Origin of the sequence: Bradyrhizobium sp. NBAIM01 (assembly GCF_020194115.1) — a bacterium.
GTDB lineage: Bacteria > Pseudomonadota > Alphaproteobacteria > Rhizobiales > Xanthobacteraceae > Bradyrhizobium > Bradyrhizobium yuanmingense.
Map to the genome: position 1 here is coordinate 520670 of NZ_JADYVU010000001.1, position 19886 is coordinate 540555.

Here is a 19886-nt window from a genome sequence, read left to right on the forward strand (position 1 = left end):
TGTCGTTTATGCGTTGCGGGCTTACGTTCCGGAGCAACATGTCGCAAGAGATTTTCGCATGAAATCGGCGTTTCTTCCCGACCGGGGCGTGATCAAAGTCGCGGGTGAGGATGCGCGCAACTTCCTCAATGGCCTCGTCACCACCGACCTGGACAGGCTGAAACCTGGTCTGGGGCGATTCGGCGCATTGCTGACGCCGCAGGGCAAGATCATCGTGGATTTCCTGATCACGGAAGCGTCCGCGGGCCACGGCGGCGGGTTCCTGATCGACTGCCCCAAGGCGCTGGCGGACACCCTCGCCACCAAGCTGAAATTCTACAAGCTGCGCGCCAAGGTCACCGTGGACAAGCTCGACCTCGGCGTGCTCGCGGCCTGGGACGGCGAGCCGACGGCGCAGCCCGACCTTGCCTTTGCCGATCCGCGGGCTGAGGGGCTCGGCTACCGCATCCTGGTCCAGGAAGATCTCAAGCAGAAACTGTCCGATCTCATCGGCGCCGAGCTGGTCGATGCAGCCGAGTACGAGGCGCACCGCATTGCGCTCGGCGTGCCGCGCGGCGGGCTCGATTTCATGTACAGCGATGCGTTCCCGCATGAGACCAACATGGATCGCCTCGCCGGCGTCGATTTCGACAAGGGCTGCTATGTCGGCCAGGAGGTCGTCTCGCGCATGCAGCATCGCGGCACCGCGCGCACGCGCAGCGTGAAGGTGCTGCTCGAGGACGCCTCGCCCGAGCCGGGCACGACCATTCTTGCCGGCGACAAGCCGGTCGGCACCATCGGCTCGACGGCTGGCGGCAAGGGAATCGCGCTGGTGCGCATCGACCGTGTCGCAGACGCGCTCGATGCGGGCCAGCCGCTCACCGCTGGGGGGCTGGCTTTGACACTCGCTGAACCAGACGTCGTTCGCATTCCAGCCAAGCAGCCGACCGCATGAGCCGCGCTGCCCGCTTGCATCCCGATGGTCTGACCCGCTGCCCCTGGCCGGGCGAAGATCCGCTTTATGTCGCCTATCACGACACCGAATGGGGCGTGCCGGAATACGACGACCGCGCGCTGTACGAGAAGCTGATGCTGGACGGCTTCCAGGCCGGCCTGTCCTGGATCACGATCCTGCGCAAGCGCGACAATTTCCGCAAAGCCTTCGACGATTTCCAGCCGGAGAAGATCGCGCGTTACACGCCCAAGAAGGTTCACGCGCTGATGAACGATGCGGGTATCGTGCGCAACAAGGCCAAGATCGAAGGCGCGATCCTGAGTGCAAAGTCCTATCTCGACATCATGGAGAAGGGCCCGGGCTTCTCGAAGCTGCTGTGGGACTTCATGGACGGACGGCCCAAGGTCAACCAGTTCAAGACCACGGCAAGCGTGCCGGCCTCGACGCCGCTGTCGGTACAGATCTCCAAGGAGCTGTCCTCGCGCGGCTTCAAATTCGTCGGCCCGACGATCGTCTACGCCTTCATGCAGGCGACCGGCATGGTCAACGACCACCTGGTCGACTGCCACTGTCATGCGACTTGCAGTAAGACCCAGCGCAAGCTGCGCCTCAAGGCCAAATGACGGCGAAGAAGGCAGCGCGCAACGAAGAGGTCCGCGCCTGGCAGCGCATGCTGTCGGGCCGGCGGCTCGACCTGCTCGATCCTTCCCCGCTCGACATCGAAATCGGCGACATCGCGCACGGGCTGGCGCGGGTGGCGCGCTGGAACGGGCAGACCCTCGGCGCGCACATCTTTTCGGTCGCACAGCATACGCTGCTGGTAGAGACCGTGCTGCGCCATGAGATACCCCGCGTCGACCAGCGCGTCCGGCTCGCGGCCCTGCTGCATGATGCGCCGGAATATGTGATCGGCGACATGATCTCGCCGTTCAAGGCGGTGCTCGACGGTCACTACAAGGCCGTCGAGAAGCGGCTGCTCGGCGCCATCCATATCCGCTTCGGTTTGCCGCCGGTATTGCCTGATGACATCACGCAGGCCATCAAGGCCGCCGATCGCGGCGCGGCCTATCTCGAGGCAACCGAGCTCGCCGGCTTCAGCGCGAGCGAAGCGCGGCGCCTGTTCGGCAAGGATCCGGGTCTCTCCGACAGCGTCCGACGCGACTATCTGACGCCTTGGACCGCAGCGCGGGCCGAGAAGCAGTTTCTGGAGCGGTTTGGCGCCGTGTTTGCGTAGCATTATTCCTTCGTAGGGTGGGCAAAGCGAAGCGTGCCCACCGAACCAAGCGACATGCGCGCAATTGCGAAATGGTGGGCACGGCGCGATGCGCCTTTGCCCACCCTACGAGCGCTCGCTATAATCGGGCGCAAAAAGGTTCGCCATGATCCACGTCTGTTCCCTCGCCGCGCTTCCCGAAACCGTCCGCCTCACCAAGGCCAGCCACGTGCTGACCGTGATGGCCAATGTCGAGCAGGTCGCGCGTCCCGTGTCGGTGCTCCCGGCCAACCATCTCAAGGTGTCGATGGACGACATCACCGAGGAAATGGACGGCTTCGTCGCGCCGTCGGAGACGCATATCGAGCAGGTGCTCAACTTCGTGCGCGGCTGGGACCGCAGCGCCCCGCTGGTGGTGCATTGCTACGCCGGGATCAGCCGCTCCACCGCCAGCGCGTTCGCGGCCGTTTGCGCGCTTAATCCAAATCGCGACGAGATCGAGATCGCCAGGAAGATTCGCGCGGCCTCGCCGATCGCCTCGCCCAATCGGCGCATCGTCGGCCTCGCCGATCGTGCACTCGGACGCAACGGCCGCATGCTGCGCGCGCTCGACGAAATGGGCCCCGGCGCGATGATGGTGGAAGGCCGCCCCTTCGCGATCGAGCTCGAATGACAGCTGGTTGTCACGATGGAGGTGCGCCCCCTCTCCCGCCTGCGGGAGAGGGTTGGGGAGAGGGTATCTCGGCGACGAAGACTCCCCCAGAGGATAGAGCCCTCTCCCGCCTCGCATCTGTCGATGCGACGCGACCTCTCCCGCAAGCGGGAGAGGTGCACCGAGTCCGCGGATGGGCCGTCTTAACCAAGCGGCATTCTGTTCAATTCAACGACACGGCAGCCGCATGAGCGAGACGCTGCTGACGCCAATCGAAATCGGCCTCACCGCGGCCATCGTCGCGATCGAGAACCACGAGCCGCTGATCCTGACCGCACCCGGTGCTGACCGGCTTGCCGGGCTGCCGTTCGGTCCGTTCGACGCGGTGAGCCATCGCACGTTCGAGATCGGCCTGCGCGCCTGGGTCGAGCAACAGGCGGGGCTGCGGCTCGGCTATGTCGAGCAGCTCTACACGTTCGGCGACCGTGGCCGTCATGCCGAGGCCGGCGACACCGGAGCCCACATCGTGTCGATCGGCTATCTCGCGCTGACGCGCCCCGCGGGCGGCGAGCTCGCCGCAAACGCGGCGAGCTTCGCGCCCTGGTATCGCTTCTTCCCCTGGGAAGACTGGCGCGACCAGCCGCCGGCGATCATCGCCCGCGACATCATCCCTGCGCTGACCGAATGGGCCGAGGAGGAGACGGCGGAGACGATTCGCGCACTGCCGCGGAAGGATCGCGTGCGGTTCTATTTCGGTCTCGACGGCGCACCCTGGGACGAGGAGCGCGTGCTCGACCGCTACGAGTTGCTCTACGAGGCCGGGCTGATCGAGGAGGCCCGCCGCGATGGCCGTCCTGCGGCATTGGCGCGCAAGACGCTTCCCCCGCTCGGGACCTCGATGCGGTTCGACCACCGCCGGATTCTCGCCACGGCAATCGCGCGGCTGCGCGCAAAGCTGAAGTATCGTCCTGTGGTCTTTGAACTTTTGCCGACCGAATTCACACTCACTGAACTGCAGCACACGGTGGAGGCGATCTCCGGCCGGCACCTGCACAAGCAGAATTTCCGCCGCCTGGTCGAGATGGAAGCCCTGGTCGAACCGACCGGGGTGATGTCGACACAGACGGGCGGACGGCCGGCAGCGCTCTACCGCTTCCGCCGCGAGGTGCTCCAGGAGCGGCCCGCGCCGGGCTTGCGCGTTCGCTCCCGGCGCTAGAGCATGATCCGGAAAAGTTGCGTTGCGGTTTTCCGGTAAGATCATGCTCAAGAAATTAAGTTCCTGATATCAGTGGTATCGGCCCCTGCCCGCCGATTGCCTGGAGGCTTCATGCTCGACGGCCCGTTTGACGTCTTTGCGCTGATCATTGCGATCATCTCCTTCCTGATCGCGATCAAGGCGTCCAGCCAGGCGACCGAGTTGCGCCGCCGGATCAGGTCGCTCGAAGAGACGCTTTACGCGCAGCGGCCGGTGCAGCCGCCCCCGCTGATGCCGGCGCAAGCCGAAGCCCCCGCGACGACTGCAGCCGCAGAGCCGCCGCCGCTGGCCCCGGAAGCCGAAACGACGCCGCCTCCGCTCGTCACCGAAGAGATTTCGCCGCCCCCGCTCGAGCCGAGCACGGGCGCCGCTGCGCCCCCTCCGGTGCCGGAGGCAGCACCCGGCTTCGAGGAGCGGCTCGGCACCCGCTGGGTGGTGTGGATCGGCGGGCTTGCGCTCGCGCTCGGCGGCTTCTTCATGGTGCGCTATTCGATCGAGGCCGGTCTGCTCGGCCCCGGCGTGCGCGTGTTCCTCGGCGGCCTGTTCGCCGCTGCGCTGCTTGGCGCCGGCGAATGGACGCGGCGCAAGGAGAGCATCTCGAGCATCGCGGCGCTGCCTATCGCCAACATTCCCGCGATCCTCACCGCGGCCGGCACGGCGGTGGCGTTCGCGACCATCTACGCGGCGTACGCACTCTACGACTTCCTCGTGCCTGCGACGGCCTTCGTGCTGCTCGGCATCGTTGCGATGGGCACGCTGGCCGCAGCGCTCCTGCACGGCCCTGCGCTCGCCGGGCTCGGCGTCGTCGGCGCCTTCGTGACGCCGATCCTCGTCTCCTCCGGCAAGCCGGATTATTGGGCGCTCTACATCTATCTTGCGGTCGTGACGGCCGCGAGTTTCGGGCTCGCCCGCATCAGGCTATGGCGCTGGCTTGCGGTCACGACCATTGCCTTCGCGGTGCTCTGGATCTTCCCGGGTCTCGATACCGAACAGGTGCAGGTCGCGCCGCACGCCTTCCATGCCATCGCCGGCTTCGTGCTCGCCGCACTGCTCGTCGTCTGCGGCTTCATGTTCGGGCCCAGCATGGAAGACGGCGAGATCGAGCCGGTCTCATCGGGCGCGCTTGGCGCCTATTTGTTCGGCGCGATGCTGGTCGTGCTGTCGAGCGCGCATGCGGATCTCGCGCTGATCGCCTTCACGCTCCTCGTCGGCGGCACGCTGTTCGTCGCCTGGCGCGCACCGGCGGCGACCGGCGCGCTGGGCGCGGCCGCGGCGGCCGTGTTCATCGTGTTCGCCGAATGGGCGGTGCGCGCCAACCCCGATATGCTGGTGCTGCCGGGCGGCCCGATGCCCGGCGTCGGCCCGGTCGCGATTGATAGCGCGGTGACGCTGCATCTGGTGACGGCCGCGATCTTCGCCGCCGGTTTCGGCGTCACGGGCTTTTTCGCGCAAGGCCGCTCGAACTCGGTGATCATTCCCGTGGTGTGGTCGGCGGCGGGCGTCGCGACGCCGATCGGCATCCTGGTTGCGCTCTATGCGCGCATTGCCCATCTCGACCGCTCGATCCCGTTTGCGATCCTCGCCGTGCTGCTCGCTGCGGCCTTTGGCGCTGCGACCGAAGCGCTGATGCGCCGCGAAGAACGGCCCGGCGTTGCAACCTCGGTCGCGCTGTTCGCGACCGGTACGCTCGGCGCGCTGGCGCTGGCGCTGACCTTCGCCCTGGAGAAGGGCTGGCTCACCATCGCGCTCGCGCTGATGTCACTCGGCACCGCCTGGATCTCGTTGCAGCGGCCGATTCCGGTGCTGCGCCGGCTGGCTGCGGTCTTCGCTGCGATCGTCACCGCGCGCATCGTCTATGATCCGAGCATCGTCGGCGATGCCGTCGGGACCACGCCGATCTTCAACTGGCTGTTGTGGGGCTATGGCCTGCCGGCCGCCTCGTTCTGGGGCGCGAGCATCTTCCTGCGCCGCCGCGCCGACGATCCGCCGCTGCGCGTGGTCGAGACGGCGGCGATCCTGTTCACCGCGCTGCTCGCCTTCATGGAGATCCGGCACTTTGCGACCGGCGGCCGCATGACCTCGCCGCCCTCGCTGCTCGAGTTCGCGCTGCAAGTCTGTGTCACGCTTGCCATGGCAATCGGCCTGGAGCGCCTGCGGCTGCGCAGCCGCAGCATCGTGCACAATGTCGGCGCGGTCGTGCTGACGGCGATCGCCGGCTTTATCAGCGTGTTCGGCCTCCTGATCCTGGAGAACCCGATGCTGCTCTCCAGCGTCAATGTCGGCAGCCTCGTGTTCAATCTGCTGCTGCTCGGCTATGCGTTGCCGGCCGTGCTGATGCTGCTGCTCTCCTACGCGGTGGCAGGACACCGCAGTGTCGCATATGCAAACACGATTGCGGGTGGTGCCCTGGTGTTCGCGCTCACCTATGTGACGCTGGAGATCCGCCGCTTCTATCACGGCCCGGTCCTGCTCTACGGTGGCACCACGAGCGCCGAGCAATATACCTATTCGATCGGCTGGCTCGCTTTTGGCGTGGCGCTGCTCGGCGTCGGCATCCTGGTCAATTCGGAGCGTGCGCGGCTGGCGTCCGCCGCCGTCATCGCGTTGACGATCTTCAAGGCCTTCGCCGTCGACGTGTGGACGCTGACCGGCGTCTATCGGGCGCTCTCGTTCATGTGCCTCGGCGTCGTGCTGGTCGCGATCGGCTGGCTCTACCAGCGTATCCTGTTCCGGCGGCAGATCGCACCGCCGCCGGCCGCGCCGCAGACGGGCAGCTAAACGTCAGGCCGCGCGGACCGATTCCAGGAACTGCGCGACCTCGACCTTCAGGCGGGTGCTGTCGGTCGCCAGCGACTTCGCCGCCGACAGCACTTCACTCGAGGCCGAGCCGGTCTCGATCGCACCGCGCTGCACGTTGGTGATGTTGGACGACACTTCCTGCGTGCCGAGCGAGGCCTGCTGAACGTTGCGCGAAATCTCCTGCGTGGCCGCGCCCTGCTCCTCGACGGCGGCGGCGATCGCCGCGGACACCTCCGACAGCCGCTCGATGGTGCCGCCGATCTCCTGGATGGCGTTGACGGATTCTTGCGTCGCCGCCTGGATGCCCGAGACCTGCGCCCCGATTTCGCCGGTCGCTTTCGCGGTCTGCTCGGCCAGTGCCTTGACTTCGGAGGCGACGACGGCAAAGCCGCGGCCGGCTTCGCCCGCGCGCGCCGCCTCGATGGTCGCGTTCAGCGCGAGCAGGTTGGTCTGGCCCGCGATGGTGTTGATGAGCTCGACGACGTCGCCGATGCGGGCGGCCGCCTGCGACAGCGCGTTGACGCGCTCGTTGGTCCGCGCCGCCTGCTCGACCGCTTCCGCTGCCATCCGCGCCGAATCCTGCACGCGGCGGCTGATCTCGGTGATAGAGGACGACAGCTCCTCGGAAGCAGAGGCCACGGCCTGGACGTTGGTGGAAGCTTCTTCCGACGCAGCCGCAACGACGGTTGCGAGCTCCTGGCCGCGCTGCGCTGTGCCGCTCAGCGTTGCCGCGGACGCCTCGAGCTCGGTCGAAGCCGACGATACGGTCTCGACGACCTCGCCGATCATGACCTCGAAATTGCGGGTGATGGCATCGACACGTCGGCCGCGTTCGATCTTGGCCTCGGCGTCGCGCGCCGCCGCAGCGTCGGCCGCCTTCTTGGCGATCAGCGCCTCCTTGAAGATCTGGAGCGCATCCGCCATCGAGCCGATCTCGGTCTTCTCGCCGCGATGCGGCACCTCCACCGCAAGGTCGCCCTCGCCGAGCGACTGCATCGGGCGGATGATCGAAGCGATGCCACGCGAGACGTCGCGCACGAGATAGTAGGCGGCGCCGATCGCGATCACGACGGAGGCCACGATGATCCCGACCAGCACACGGAAGATCGTAGCGTAGCTGTCGGCGGCCTGCTTCGTCTCCAGCTCGGCGCCCTGATTGTTCATTTCGATGCCCTTCTGGAGCAGCGGATCGGCGGCCTGAGCCATCTTCGCGACCTTGGTCTGCAACATCTCGTTGGCATCGGTCGGGAAGCGGCCGACACTCTTGCGCGACAGCGCCATTACATCCTGCACGCCGTTCAGGTACTCGGCCCAGGCCTTGGTCCATTGCTCGTAGAGCGAACGCTCCTCTGCGCGCGTGATCAGCGGCTCGTAGATCTTGCGGGTCTTCTCGATCCGTTCGCGCAAACCTGCCAGGCGCTTCTCGGCAGCCTCCTTGCCTTCGGCAGTATCCTGCATCAGGTGCAGACGCAGCGCGACGCGGAGCTCGTTGATGTCAGCACGCATCGAGCCGAGCGCACGCACGCTCGGCAACCAGCCCTGCGCGATCTCGACCGTATGGGCGTTGATGTTCTGCATCGTGCCGATCGCCATCACGCCGACGCCGGCGAGCGAGAGCACGAGGACCGACAGCACGGTCAGCAGCTTGAAGACGATCGACAATTTCGACATCACGACAATCCCGATGATTACCCGGCAACGCGCACATCATCTGCGCCGCAGACGTCACGACGGACGACCCGGGCGAAGGTCAGTTCAACAATGCTGGCTGGTTCTTTTCCCGAAGGATTGCGCGCATAATCGCAAACAGGCGTTAACAGGAGGCTACGTAAAAATACGGCTCGTGCGCAGCGATCGTGGTTCGCTGCAACTCTCTGTTGCAGCCGCACCGGCATCTCCCGTTACGATGCGGACGCAAAGGCACGTGTCAGGCCGCGCGGACGGTATCGAGGAACTTTCCGACTTCGAGCTTCAGCCGGTTGCTGTCGCCTGACAGCGATTGCGCGGCGCCCAACACCTGCGAGGATGCCGAACCGGTCTCACTCGCGCCGCGCTGCACGTCGGTGATGTTGGACGACACCTGATGGGTGCCCGTCGCCGCCTGCTGCACGTTGCGGGAGATCTCCTGCGTTGCGGCCCCCTGCTCTTCCACCGCGGCTGCGATGGTCGAGGAGATCTCCGACAGCTTCTCGATGGTGTGGCTGATGTCCTTGATCGCGCCGACCGAATGCTCGGTGGCGGTCTGGATGCCGGCGATCTGCTGGCCGATCTCGCCGGTCGCCTTCGCCGTCTGCTCGGCAAGCGCCTTGACCTCCGAAGCGACGACGGCAAAGCCGCGGCCTGCCTCGCCGGCGCGCGCGGCCTCGATGGTTGCATTGAGCGCCAGGAGATTGGTCTGGCCGGCGATGGTGTTGATCAGCTCGACCACGTCGCCGATCCGCGCCGCAGCAGCGGAGAGCTCCCCGACGCGATCGGTCGTGGTGCGAGCCTGGTTCACCGCATCGCCGGCGACGCGGGCGGATTCCTGCACCTGCCGGCTGATCTCGGTGATCGACGACGACAGCTCTTCGGTCGCCGACGCGACCGACTGCACGTTGGTGGACGCTTCCTCGGAAGCGGCAGCAACCATGGTCGTGAGCTCCTGGCCGCGCGCCGCGGTCGCGGTCAGCGTCGAGGCGGAAGCTTCCAGCTCGGTCGCGGCCGAGGACACGGTATCGACGATCTCACCGATCGCGGCTTCGAAGCTGTCAGCCAGCTTGTGCATCTCGGCCTTGCGCTGCGCGGACGCAATCTGGTCCTGCCTGATCTTGGCTTCGGCGTCCTCGCGCGCCTTCTGCTCCGACACGACCTTGAACTTTTCAACGGCCGCCGCGACGCCGCCGACCTCGTCCTTGCGGCCGAGACCGGGCAGAACCACGGAGAAATCGCCGCCGGCGAGCTTGTCCATGGCGACCGTGAGCGCACGGATCGGCCGCGCGATGGTCAGGAACGACATCAGCCAGGAGCCGACGAGGACGAGCATGGCGAGTGCGCCGACCAGGATCGCAAGCTGCTCGCTCGATCTCATTTGTGCCGCGGCCGCGGCATTCTTCTCCTCGGATTTGTGCCTTGCGTAGTCGGCGATCTGGCTGATCAGCACGTCGAGCTCGCCGGCAATCGGCAGGGTCACCTCGCGTGCGATGCGAACGACGTCTTCATTGAGCTTCGCAGCGCGGGCCGCTCCGTCTGCACCGCTGGCGGCCAGGGCTTCGCCGCGCACGCCGGCGATCTGCTGCGCGGCCTTTTCGTAATTCGCAGCCAGCGATCTCAGTTTCTCCATCCGAGCGCGGTTCTCCGCCTCGTGAGAAAGCTTCAGCATTTCATCGACCAGCGCATTCGTCGATTTTTGCCGCTCGCCCAGATTCTGGACGGCCTTCTGAATGTCAGCCGGGCTATTGGCAAGACGAAGGTCTCGTACCGCGAGCTGCATGCCGCGAACCGCAGCCTCGGCCTTGACTGCGTCGCGCGCGATCTGCTGCTGCGCAAGCGCGCTCTGGCTGCTCTCGCGAATTCCCGCATTGCCGAGCATCTGGCTTGCAATCATGGCCCCAACCAGGAGCACACCGAGCGCCGACGCAATCGCCAGCTTGGTCCCGATCCTCAGATTCTGAACTAGGCTCAACATGGGCATGCTTCCCCCGAAGGAACGCGCAGCCGAGTCATTGTCGGCTTCCCCTGACTGCGCCATTGCCCAAAAAATGAGCTTCTCACATTCCGATTTGGTTAACGAAATCCCTCGCAGAAATACTGACTTTGCACGCTAAATGATTGAGCGCGAAAGGAAACGATCCCGTCATAGTTGTAAATTGCAGCTTCAAGTCGGAGCTAGGACGCTTTACATCCGATGGCCTCGCCGACGAGGCTGATTCGAAAGACCGGCTGCTTGTCCTCATCGAGCAGCTCCATGCACCATTCGGCGTTCGGCTTCAGGCCGCGCGCGATGCCGCTGAGCAGATTGGCGCACACCTCGGTCATCTCGGTCCAGGCGGCTGCGCGATCCTCGAACTCGTACGGCAGGTCGGCGGCGCCGGAATAACGGCCGGTGCTGATGCGGAAGAAATAGAGCGACATGATTGAACCCTTGCGTGGGACCGCCCCCCGGCGCGGGCAAACTGCGGCCCGAACAGCTACCAAGGCATGAAAGCCGCCGTCCGTATGACTACGGCGCAGGCGGCTTGATGTTCGATGATGCCTTCGACGATCAATGGCGCGGGTTGTCTCGCGCAGGCGAGCTCACTGCGTGGAGCGGCGCAGCTCCAGCGGTCCCTCGTTCTTCGCCGGCTCGGACTTCACCGGCTCGAGCCGGCTGCCCTCGACACGCGGCGTCTCGACGCGCGCGGCAACCTCGGTGTTCGACGCGGCGACCGTACCGGTGTGCTCCGGTCGGTGCAGCGAGCGCGGCCGCGCTGCAGCGCGCGCCATCAGCATTTGGTTGCCGCCCTGGTGACGGAAGTCGCAATAGGCGAAGCCCATGCCCGACACCGAGCCGCGGAAGCTGCGATCGTCGGTCTTTTCGAGGTTGAAACAGGGCTCGAACGGAATGCCCTTGATCGAGGCGCAAACATTCTGGCCGCGGATCTGGAGCGTATTGCCGGGAAGTCGGAGGTGCTTGACCGGGCCCGAGCCCGAGAATTGCACCGCACCGGCGGCGCCGAGATCGTCGAGGATGCGGCCTGCACCGCGGGTGCCGTCGAAACAGGTGAAGGCGAACACCTTGCCGGCCACGAAGCGGCGCGCCTCGTCGGCGTTCATGCTTCCAGCGATGGCCGGCGCAAACGTCGCTGCCGCCGTGACAGCCCCCAACACAATACGCGCAAGCATGCTCAACTCCGAACCAACCCCCGCAGCGGGCGATGCCTTTATCTCTTTACCCGCTGCTTACCATACGAACCATGGCGAGATTGAAGCAGCTTGGTTGGTAAAGTCTGAACGCCGTCAGACAATTTTTACCACGACGCGGCCGCGAACCTGGCCGGCGAGGATTTTCGCGCCCCAGCCCTGAACCTCGTCGAGCGAAATTTCCTCAGTAATTTCAGAGAGTTTTGTTCGGTCCAGGTCGGAGGCCAAGCGCTGCCAGGCGGCCTTCCGGGGCTCGATTGGGCACATCACCGAATCGATGCCGAGAAGGCACACTCCGCGCAAAATAAACGGCGCCACCGAGGACGGCAGGTCCATGCCGGCGGCCAGGCCGCAGGCCGCGATCGCGCCGCCATATTTCGTCATCGAAAGCAGGTTGGCGAGGGTGGTCGAGCCGACGCTGTCGACGCCGCCGGCCCAGCGCTCCTTGGCGAGGGGTTTTGCCGGGGCCGACAATTCATTGCGATCGATGATCTCGGCAGCCCCCAGCTGCTTCAGGTAGTCGGCCTCGGAGGCCCGGCCGGTCGAAGCGATGACGTGGTAGCCGAGCTTCGAGAGCACGGCGATCGCGACCGAGCCGACGCCGCCGGCAGCGCCCGTCACCACGACCGGGCCGCTCTTCGGCGAGATGCCGTGCTTCTCCAGCGCCAGCACCGAGAGCATCGCGGTGAAGCCGGCGGTGCCGATCGCCATGGCATCGCGCGCCGATAGCCCTTGCGGAAGAGCGACCAGCCAGTCGCCCTTCACCCGCGCCTTCTCGGCATAGGCGCCGAGATGGGTCTCGCCCATGCCCCAGCCGGTGCAAACGACCTTGTCGCCCGCCTTCCACTGTGGATGCGAGGAGGCTTCGACCGTGCCGGCGAAATCGATGCCGGCGATCATCGGGAAGCGGCGCACCACCGGCGCCTTGCCGGTGAGCGCAAGGCCGTCCTTGTAGTTCAGCGTCGACCATTCGACGCGGACGGTGACGTCGCCCTCCATCAGCTCGGTTTCGTCGAACTGCGCGAGCTGCGCGGTGGTGCCCTTGTCCGCCTTGTCGATCCTGACAGCCTTGAATGTGGCCACGACTGAACTCCCTGACTTTGTTTGTCGGGGATGTTTAGCCGATCAGGCGGGCTGCGCAACCGCCCGCTGAACGGGTTTTTCCACGATCGGAAGATTGATCAGCGCCGAGAGCACGCCGAACAGGATCGAGAGCCACCAGATCGGCGTGTAGGATCCGAACTTCTCGAACACGATGCCGCCGAGCCAGACGCCCAGGAAGCCACCTACCTGATGGCTGACGAAGGCAAAGCCGTAGAGCGTCGCGAGCCAGCGCGTTCCGAACATCAGCGCCACCAGCGCCGAGGTCGGCGGCACCGTCGACAGCCAGGTCAGGCCGGAGATTGCACCGAACGCGATCGCCGAGAACGGCGTGATCGGGAACGAGATGAAAGCGAGGATCGCCAGCGCGCGCGTGAAGTAGATGGCCGAGAGGATGTAGCGCTTAGGAAGGTAGTTCTGGAGATACCCCACGCTGAGCGATCCGATGATGTTGAACAGGCCGATCGCCGCGATCACCCAGCCGCCGGTTTGTGCGGTGATACCGCGATCGACCAGGAACGCCGGCAGATGCACGGTGATGAAGGCGAGCTGAAAGCCGCAGGTGAAGAAGCCCAGCACCAGGAGCACGTAGGAGCGATGACCGAAAGCTTCGGCAAGCGCCTTGGTGATGGTCTGGTCATCCGCGGGCGTTGCGCTGTTCACGCTTGTCACCGGCGGCGTCGAGAGCGCCAGCGACAGCGGGATGATCAGCAGCATCAGGAAACCGAACACGGAGAGCGCCTGCTGCCAGCCGAAATTGTCGATCAAGGCGACGCCGATCGGTGCGAACAGGAACTGTCCGAACGAACCCGCGGCCGTGCCGGCGCCGAGCGCGATGCCGCGCTTCTCCGCGGGCAAGAGCTTGGTGAAGGCCGACAGCACCAGGTTGAACGAGCAGCCAGCCAGACCAAAGCCGATCATCACCCCGGCGCCGATGTTGAGCGACAGCGGCGTCGAGGAATAGCGCATCAAGAGCAGGCCGCCAGCATAGAGCAGCGCGCCGACGCACATCACCCGGAACAGGCCGAAGCGATCCGCGACCGCACCGGCGAACGGCTGGCCCAGTCCCCACAACAGATTCTGCACGGCGATGGCGAGGCCGAACACGTCACGGCCCCAGCTGAATTCGTGACTCATCGGCTGCACGAAGAAGCCGAGCGCCGAGCGCGGACCGAAACCGAGCATGCCGATGGCACAACCGCAGAGGATGATGACGGCCGGGGTACGCCAGTTGGAGGAACGCGAGGCCGGAGCGAGCTCGCCGATCTGTGTCGACATGGTTGTCCTCGTCTTGTCCTTGGCGGAGCCGCAAATCAGCAGCCGCGGGACAGCCCGTTTAATGCATATGCATGAAAATCCCAAGGCAAAAACGATTGCATTTCACGAAGAGCTGACGCGGGAGCATTGCGTTTCAATCCGACCTCGCCTGACAGGTGCGCGGTGACGGGAATGTGTGCGGCAGGCCCTAGCGATACTCGCGCGTGCGTGCTATGCCTGATTTACTCATATTGAGTATATATGGCTTCTGTCCGGCCTGCTCGGCCGGTTTTCTCGGGCCCACTATATTCTCAAACTGAGCATAACCGCCACACCTAATGGCAGCACTTGGGAGGCTTCAATGCCGATCACTGGAATTTACGGTCCCGACGACTTTGCCAACCGGCCGCAAGGCCAACCCACCGCCTCCCCGCGCGCCGCGCCGGTGCGTCCGGGACCGACCTGGCTGATACCCTCCCTGGAATGGACGCCGGCGGTCGAACGCGCCACTGCGCCGCTCTATGACCGCGTCAAGCACGTGATCCCGTCGATCGAATGGCCGCTGATGGCGCCGACGATTCACGCGATCAACGAGCTCAAGCGCGCGCGGGGCGCGGTCATTCTCGCTCACAACTACCAGGCCCCGGAGATCTTCCACTGCGTCGCCGATATCGGCGGCGACTCGCTCCAGCTCGCGGTCGAAGCCACCAAGGTGAAGGCCGGCATCATCGTCCAATGCGGCGTGCACTTCATGGCGGAGACCTCGAAGCTGCTCAATCCGGACAAGACCGTCTTGATCCCGGATTCGCGCGCGGGCTGCTCGCTCGCCGCCAGCGTCACCGGTGCGGACGTGCGGCTGCTGCGGGAGAAATTCCCCGGCGTGCCTGTTGTTGCCTATGTCAACACCTCGGCGGAGGTGAAGGCCGAGGTCGACATCTGCTGCACGTCCTCGAACGCGGTGCAGGTGGTCGAGAGCCTGAACGCCCCGACCGTGATCTTCCTGCCCGACCGATACCTCGCCACTTACGTGGCGTCGAAGACCGACGTGAAGATCATCGCCTGGAAAGGCGCCTGTGAGGTGCATGAGCGCTTCACGGGCGAGGAGCTGCGGAGCTTTCGCGAGGCCGATCCGTCCGTGCAGATCATCGCGCATCCGGAATGCCCGCCGGACGTGCTGGCGGAAGCCGACTTCACCGGTTCGACCGCGCACATGATCAACTGGGTGCGGGCAAAGCGGCCGCGGCGGCTCGTCATGATCACGGAATGCTCGATGGCCGATAATGTCCGGGCCGAGCTGCCCGACGTGGAGATGCTTCGCCCCTGCAATCTCTGCCCGCACATGAAGCGCATCACGCTCGCCAACATCCTGGAAAGCCTGCTGACGCTTCGCGAGGAGGTGACGATCGACCCCGCGCTCGCGGAACGCGCGCGGCACTCGGTCGAGCGCATGATCAATCTGAGAAATTGAGGGCGAGTAACATGCAACACGACATCCACGACCTCGCCAGCACCGACAACGTCGTCATCGTCGGCGGCGGCCTTGCCGGACTGTTCTGCGCGCTCAAGCTCGCGCCGCGGCCAGTGACCTTGATCTCTGCGGCCCCGCTCGGGCACGGCGCGTCCTCGGCGTGGGCGCAAGGCGGCATCGCCGCAGCAATGGCCGAAGGCGATACGCCGGAGGCACACGCTGCCGATACCGTCGCGGTCGGCGGCGGCCTCGTCGATGCAGCCGTCGCGCTCGGGATCGCGCGCGAGGCGGCGCCGCGCATCCACGATCTTCTCGCCTATGGCGTTCCGTTCGATCGCGATCTCGACGGCAAGATCGCCGTCGGACGCGAAGCTGCGCATTCGGCGCGCCGCATCGTGCATGTGCGCGGCGATGGCGCCGGCGCCGCGATCATCGCGGCCTTGAGCGAGGCCGTGCGCCGCACGCCCTCAATCCGCCTGATGGAAGGGTTCGTCGCCGAAGCACTGCTGACCGAGGACGGCGCGGTCACTGGGCTTCAATTGCGCGAGGCCGGCAATCCTGCGGCACGGCCGCTCGTGCTCGCCTCACGCGCGGTCGTGCTTGCGACAGGTGGGCTCGGCCATCTCTACGCCGTCACCACCAACCCGTCGGAAGCGAGCGGCTCGGGCCTTGCGATCGCCGCCCGCGCCGGCGCCGTGATTGCCGATCCTGAATTCGTGCAGTTCCACCCGACCGCCATCATGGTCGGCCGCGACCCGGCACCGCTCGCCACCGAAGCCCTGCGCGGCGAAGGTGCAACGCTGATCAATGGCAACGGCGAGCGCTTCATGAGCGCCCGCCACCCGCTCGCGGAGCTCGCGCCCCGCGATATCGTGGCCCGCGGCGTGTTCGCCGAGATCGCGGCCGGGCGCGGCGCCTTCCTCGATGCGCGACAGGCGCTGGGCGCGCGTTTCGCGACGAGTTTTCCGACCGTGCATGCGAGCTGCATCGCTGCCGGCATCGATCCCGCGGCGCAGCCGATTCCGATCGCGACGGCCGCGCATTACCACATGGGCGGCATCGCGGTGGACGCGCGCGGTCGCAGCTCGATCGACGGTCTCTGGGCCGCCGGAGAAGTCTCCTCCACGGGCGCGCATGGCGCCAACCGGCTTGCCTCGAATTCCCTGCTCGAAGCCGTCGTCTATGCCGCCCGCATTGCCGACGACATCGCCGGCCGCACCGTGCCCCCGCCGGCACGCCTTCCCGAGTCTTTGGTGACACCACGCGCCGGCACGCCGGATGCTGCGGAGGTGAAGCGGCTGCGCGCAATGATGAGCGCGCATGTCGGCGTGATCCGCGACGGTGATGGGCTTGCGCAAGCCGTGCGCCATTTCGTCAGGCTCGAGCGCGAGGCCGGACGCAGCGTCCTCGGCAACATGGCGATTTCGGCCCTGCTCGTCGCCGCTGCGGCCTGGACGCGGCGCGAAAGCCGCGGTGCGCATTGCCGTTCCGATCATCCGGCCGAGAACCCAGCGCTGGCGCAGAGAACGATGACCACACTCGCCGCGGCGCGCGAGGTCGCGGAGAGCCTCGACGAGCGCCCGCGGCCACGCCTTGCGCAATCCATGATCGCCTGAAGGAGGCCCCATGATCACCCCGACCTCACTGCTCTATCCCGATGCCTTCCTCTCGCCGCTCGCGATCGAGGCGGCCGTTGAGCGCGCGCTCGACGAGGATCTCGGCCGCGCCGGCGACATCACCTCGCTGGCGACGATCCCGGAGGCGACGCGCGCGCAAACCATCCTGGTCGCGCGCCAGTCCGGCGTGATCGCCGGATTGCCGCTGGCGCTCGCGACCTTGCAGAAGCTTTCGCCCGAGATCGAGGTGCGCGCACATGTCCGCGATGCCGCGCGGGTTGCGCGCGGCCAGCACGTGCTGACGATCTCGGGCCCGGCGCGCGCCATTCTCACGGCGGAGCGCACCGCGCTGAACTTCGTCGGCCGGCTGTCGGGCATCGCCACGCTCGCCGCGGACTATGTCGCCCGCACCGAAGGCACCAGGATGCGCATCTGCTGCACGCGCAAGACCACGCCGGGATTGCGGGCGCTGGAGAAATACGCGGTGCGCTGCGGCGGCGGCTTCAACCACCGCTTCGGGCTCGACGATGCGATCCTGATCAAGGACAACCACATTGCGGTGGCCGGCGGCATCCGCCCGGTGCTGGAGCGCGCCCGCGCCCATGCCGGCCATCTCGTCAAGATCGAGATCGAGGTCGACACGCTGGCGCAGCTGCGCGAGGTGCTCGAGAGCGGGATGGCCGATGCGGTGCTGCTCGATAATATGGACCTTGCGACGCTGCGCGAGGCGGTGAGGCTCAACGCGGGCCGCGTCGCGCTGGAGGCGTCCGGCGGCGTCACGCTGGACACGATCGCCGCCATCGCGGCCACCGGCGTCGACTATGCGTCGGCCGGCGCCCTGACGCATTCTGCGCCGAATTTCGATTGTGCGCTGGACATCGAGGCGTGATGGCACCTCTCGCGTCATGGCCGGGCTTGTCCCGGCCATCAACGTCATGCGTTACGAAGAACGTGGATGCCCGGGACAAGCCCGGGCATGACGATCACTTGTAGGCGCTACCGCCGCTCGCCCAACTCCGCGGAGCTCTTGGCTTCCTGCGCGAGCGCGGCGGAGAGCGCGGCGGTTTGCGCCGGCGTGCCCCAGCTCGGCAACTCGCTGCCGTCGCCCCAATTGCGCGGCCGATAGAAGGTGTGCACGCCGGTCTTGTACAGCTTCTTCATCTCGGCGACCCAGGACGGGCGGACCCAATAGGCATGGTAATGCGTGGACTTGCCGACCTCGGGCAGCCAGATCTGTCCGTCGAGCATCGCCTTGGAGATCTTCTTGGCGCGCTCCCACATTTCGGGCTCGCGGATCACGTCGGCATTGTTGTCGCAGGCGAAGGTGAACTGGCAGGCCAGGTGACGGTGCTTGTTCTGGTAGACCGCGCCGCACACGGTGTCGGGATATTTGCCGGAGAAGACGCGGTTCATCACCACTTGCGCCACCGCAATCTGGCCGCGCACGGCTTCGCCGCGGGCCTCGAAATAGACGGCTTCGGCAAGACACTTCTCGGACTTGGCGCGCGACTTGTCGTCGAGCGCGAGTCGCTCCGCCGGCGACTTGCCGCGCTGGTTGTCGGCGTTGACCTCGCCCTTCGGCGCGACGCTCTCGCCGCTCTCGATGTCCTTGGCGATCTCCGCCGTCGGCGGGGTCAGCGAGGCCGTCACCTTCATGTCGGGGTCGGGCATCACGATCAGCGGCTCGGCGCCGGGCTGCCAGCTCTCGATGGTCTCGATCTGGCCGCCCAGCGAGGAGCTGCCGAAGAACAGGCTCGATGTCTTGACGCTGAAAGGATCGCGCGCGGGAACAGCCGGCGCCGTGGCGCGCTTCAGCGCTTCCAGCGGCTGCACCGCGAACGCGCGCGCAGCCTCGCTCGCCTGCGGCGGATTGGAATATTGCGGCAGCGGCGGCGCGCGCATCGCCTCCTGCAGCTCGGGATCGAGCGGGGCCGCGGATTCCGGCGACATCGCCGGCGGCAATGCGGCGGTCTTGGCGCCGAACACCGAGCTGTTCGAGGTCGCGGGATCTTCCTTGGCCGGTGCTGCAGCCGGCGCGGCCGTCTCAGGCGACTGAGTCGGCGGGACGATTGCGAGGCGATCGCCCTTCAGGGCGCGATCGACCTTGGGAAAGTCGGATGCGTGGTAGCGCGGCGGTGCCTGAAGCGCCGGATTGCGGCGTATCGCGCCGGTGACGTCGCCGCCGTCGAGGCTCGCGAGCCGAACCATCGCGCTCTGCGGAACCGAGGTGCCGATGGGGCGGGAAAAACTGTAGGTGGCAAGCTGGATCGAGGACGCAGCGGAGAACACCTGCTTCTGCCACCGCTCGGCGACGCCGGGTTGGCGCGCCAGCAACGAGGCAATGTCCTGATAGCCGGTCTCTCTCGGCATCAATGCGAAGATGCAGAGACCGATGCCGAAGGACGCGAACCGCGCGCCCTTCGGATGGTTACGCAACACAGACATCGATACGCTCACGCTACGCTTACGCTGGTTCGATCGAACTCAGTACATCCGTGCAATTCGATCTTTATTGTGAGTATCTAATTTAGGTTGCCGGGGCGTTAATCGGCGTTGCGCAGGCGGCACACTCAAGCGAATGCAGGTGTTTTCACGGGGCGACGTCGCGCATTGGTAAATGCGGCCTCACGTGAAGCGGTAAACATCGGGTCAACGCGAATGGTGAAGGAACTCTTGCGCCCCCGCGTACCATCACGGGAAGCTGTTGGGGGAG

General features: G+C 66.1%; 16 protein-coding genes. 9 read left to right on the forward strand and 7 right to left on the reverse strand.

What is annotated here, in order from left to right; genetic code table 11:
- Positions 1–58 precede the first annotated feature (58 nt).
- From I6F31_RS02410 to I6F31_RS02435, 6 genes are all read left to right on the forward strand, one after another.
- The gene (locus I6F31_RS02410) at positions 59–934 is read left to right on the forward strand and encodes a folate-binding protein (protein WP_225142366.1); all 876 of its coding nucleotides are present in this window, start codon (positions 59–61) and stop codon (positions 932–934) included.
- Positions 931–1557: a DNA-3-methyladenine glycosylase I gene (locus I6F31_RS02415; RefSeq protein WP_036003631.1), complete on the forward strand. Its 627-nt coding sequence runs from the start codon at positions 931–933 to the stop codon at positions 1555–1557. The genes I6F31_RS02410 and I6F31_RS02415 overlap by 4 nt, the downstream gene beginning before the upstream one ends.
- Positions 1554–2168 carry an HD family hydrolase gene (locus tag I6F31_RS02420; protein ID WP_036028303.1) on the forward strand — a complete coding sequence of 205 codons (615 nt, stop codon included), beginning with the start codon at positions 1554–1556 and terminating at the stop codon, positions 2166–2168. Before I6F31_RS02415 ends, I6F31_RS02420 begins: the two co-directional genes overlap by 4 nt.
- A gap of 145 nt (positions 2169–2313) precedes the next feature.
- On the forward strand, positions 2314–2820 hold the full coding sequence (locus tag I6F31_RS02425) for a protein-tyrosine phosphatase family protein (protein ID WP_036028306.1): 507 nt from the start codon (positions 2314–2316) through the stop codon (positions 2818–2820).
- 226 nt (positions 2821–3046) lie between these two features.
- Positions 3047–4015: an NAD regulator gene (locus I6F31_RS02430; RefSeq protein WP_225146951.1), complete on the forward strand. Its 969-nt coding sequence runs from the start codon at positions 3047–3049 to the stop codon at positions 4013–4015.
- A gap of 111 nt (positions 4016–4126) precedes the next feature.
- A complete protein-coding gene (locus tag I6F31_RS02435; RefSeq protein ID WP_225142362.1) occupies positions 4127–6832 on the forward strand; it encodes a DUF2339 domain-containing protein in 2706 nt (901 codons plus the stop codon).
- Positions 6833–6835: 3 nt separating this feature from the next.
- Here I6F31_RS02435 and I6F31_RS02440 read toward each other — a convergent pair whose 3' ends face one another.
- From I6F31_RS02440 to I6F31_RS02465, 6 genes are all read right to left on the reverse strand, one after another.
- Positions 6836–8524: a methyl-accepting chemotaxis protein gene (locus I6F31_RS02440; RefSeq protein WP_036038279.1), complete on the reverse strand. Its 1689-nt coding sequence runs from the start codon at positions 8522–8524 to the stop codon at positions 6836–6838.
- Between the two features lie 256 nt (positions 8525–8780).
- The gene (locus tag I6F31_RS02445) at positions 8781–10517 is read right to left on the reverse strand and encodes a methyl-accepting chemotaxis protein (protein ID WP_225139075.1); all 1737 of its coding nucleotides are present in this window, start codon (positions 10515–10517) and stop codon (positions 8781–8783) included.
- 200 nt (positions 10518–10717) lie between these two features.
- Positions 10718–10963: a hypothetical protein gene (locus I6F31_RS02450; protein WP_036003604.1), complete on the reverse strand. Its 246-nt coding sequence runs from the start codon at positions 10961–10963 to the stop codon at positions 10718–10720.
- A 162-nt stretch (positions 10964–11125) separates the two neighbouring features.
- Positions 11126–11713, reverse strand: a complete 588-nt coding sequence (locus tag I6F31_RS02455) for a hypothetical protein (RefSeq protein WP_128263696.1) — start codon at positions 11711–11713, stop codon at positions 11126–11128.
- Between the two features lie 114 nt (positions 11714–11827).
- Positions 11828–12814, reverse strand: coding sequence for an MDR family oxidoreductase (locus I6F31_RS02460; protein ID WP_128263697.1), 987 nt, complete (start codon positions 12812–12814; stop codon positions 11828–11830).
- A 42-nt stretch (positions 12815–12856) separates the two neighbouring features.
- On the reverse strand, positions 12857–14110 hold the full coding sequence (locus tag I6F31_RS02465) for an MFS transporter (RefSeq protein ID WP_036028320.1): 1254 nt from the start codon (positions 14108–14110) through the stop codon (positions 12857–12859).
- 340 nt (positions 14111–14450) lie between these two features.
- Between I6F31_RS02465 and nadA the strand changes: the two genes are divergently transcribed.
- From nadA to nadC, 3 genes are read left to right on the forward strand one after another with little or no spacing between them, the layout of a single operon-like run.
- Positions 14451–15557 (forward strand): quinolinate synthase NadA, encoded by a 1107-nt coding sequence (gene nadA, locus I6F31_RS02470; protein WP_225184621.1) that lies wholly within the window; start codon positions 14451–14453, stop codon positions 15555–15557.
- Positions 15558–15568: 11 nt separating this feature from the next.
- Positions 15569–17173: an L-aspartate oxidase gene (locus tag I6F31_RS02475; RefSeq protein WP_225184622.1), complete on the forward strand. Its 1605-nt coding sequence runs from the start codon at positions 15569–15571 to the stop codon at positions 17171–17173.
- A gap of 10 nt (positions 17174–17183) precedes the next feature.
- The gene (gene nadC / locus I6F31_RS02480; RefSeq protein ID WP_036028328.1) at positions 17184–18062 is read left to right on the forward strand and encodes a carboxylating nicotinate-nucleotide diphosphorylase; all 879 of its coding nucleotides are present in this window, start codon (positions 17184–17186) and stop codon (positions 18060–18062) included.
- Between the two features lie 107 nt (positions 18063–18169).
- Here the strand turns inward: nadC and I6F31_RS02485 are convergent, their stop codons facing one another.
- Entirely contained in the window at positions 18170–19618 is a 1449-nt protein-coding gene (locus I6F31_RS02485) for a cell wall hydrolase (protein ID WP_225184623.1), read from the reverse strand.
- Positions 19619–19886: the final 268 nt, after the last annotated feature.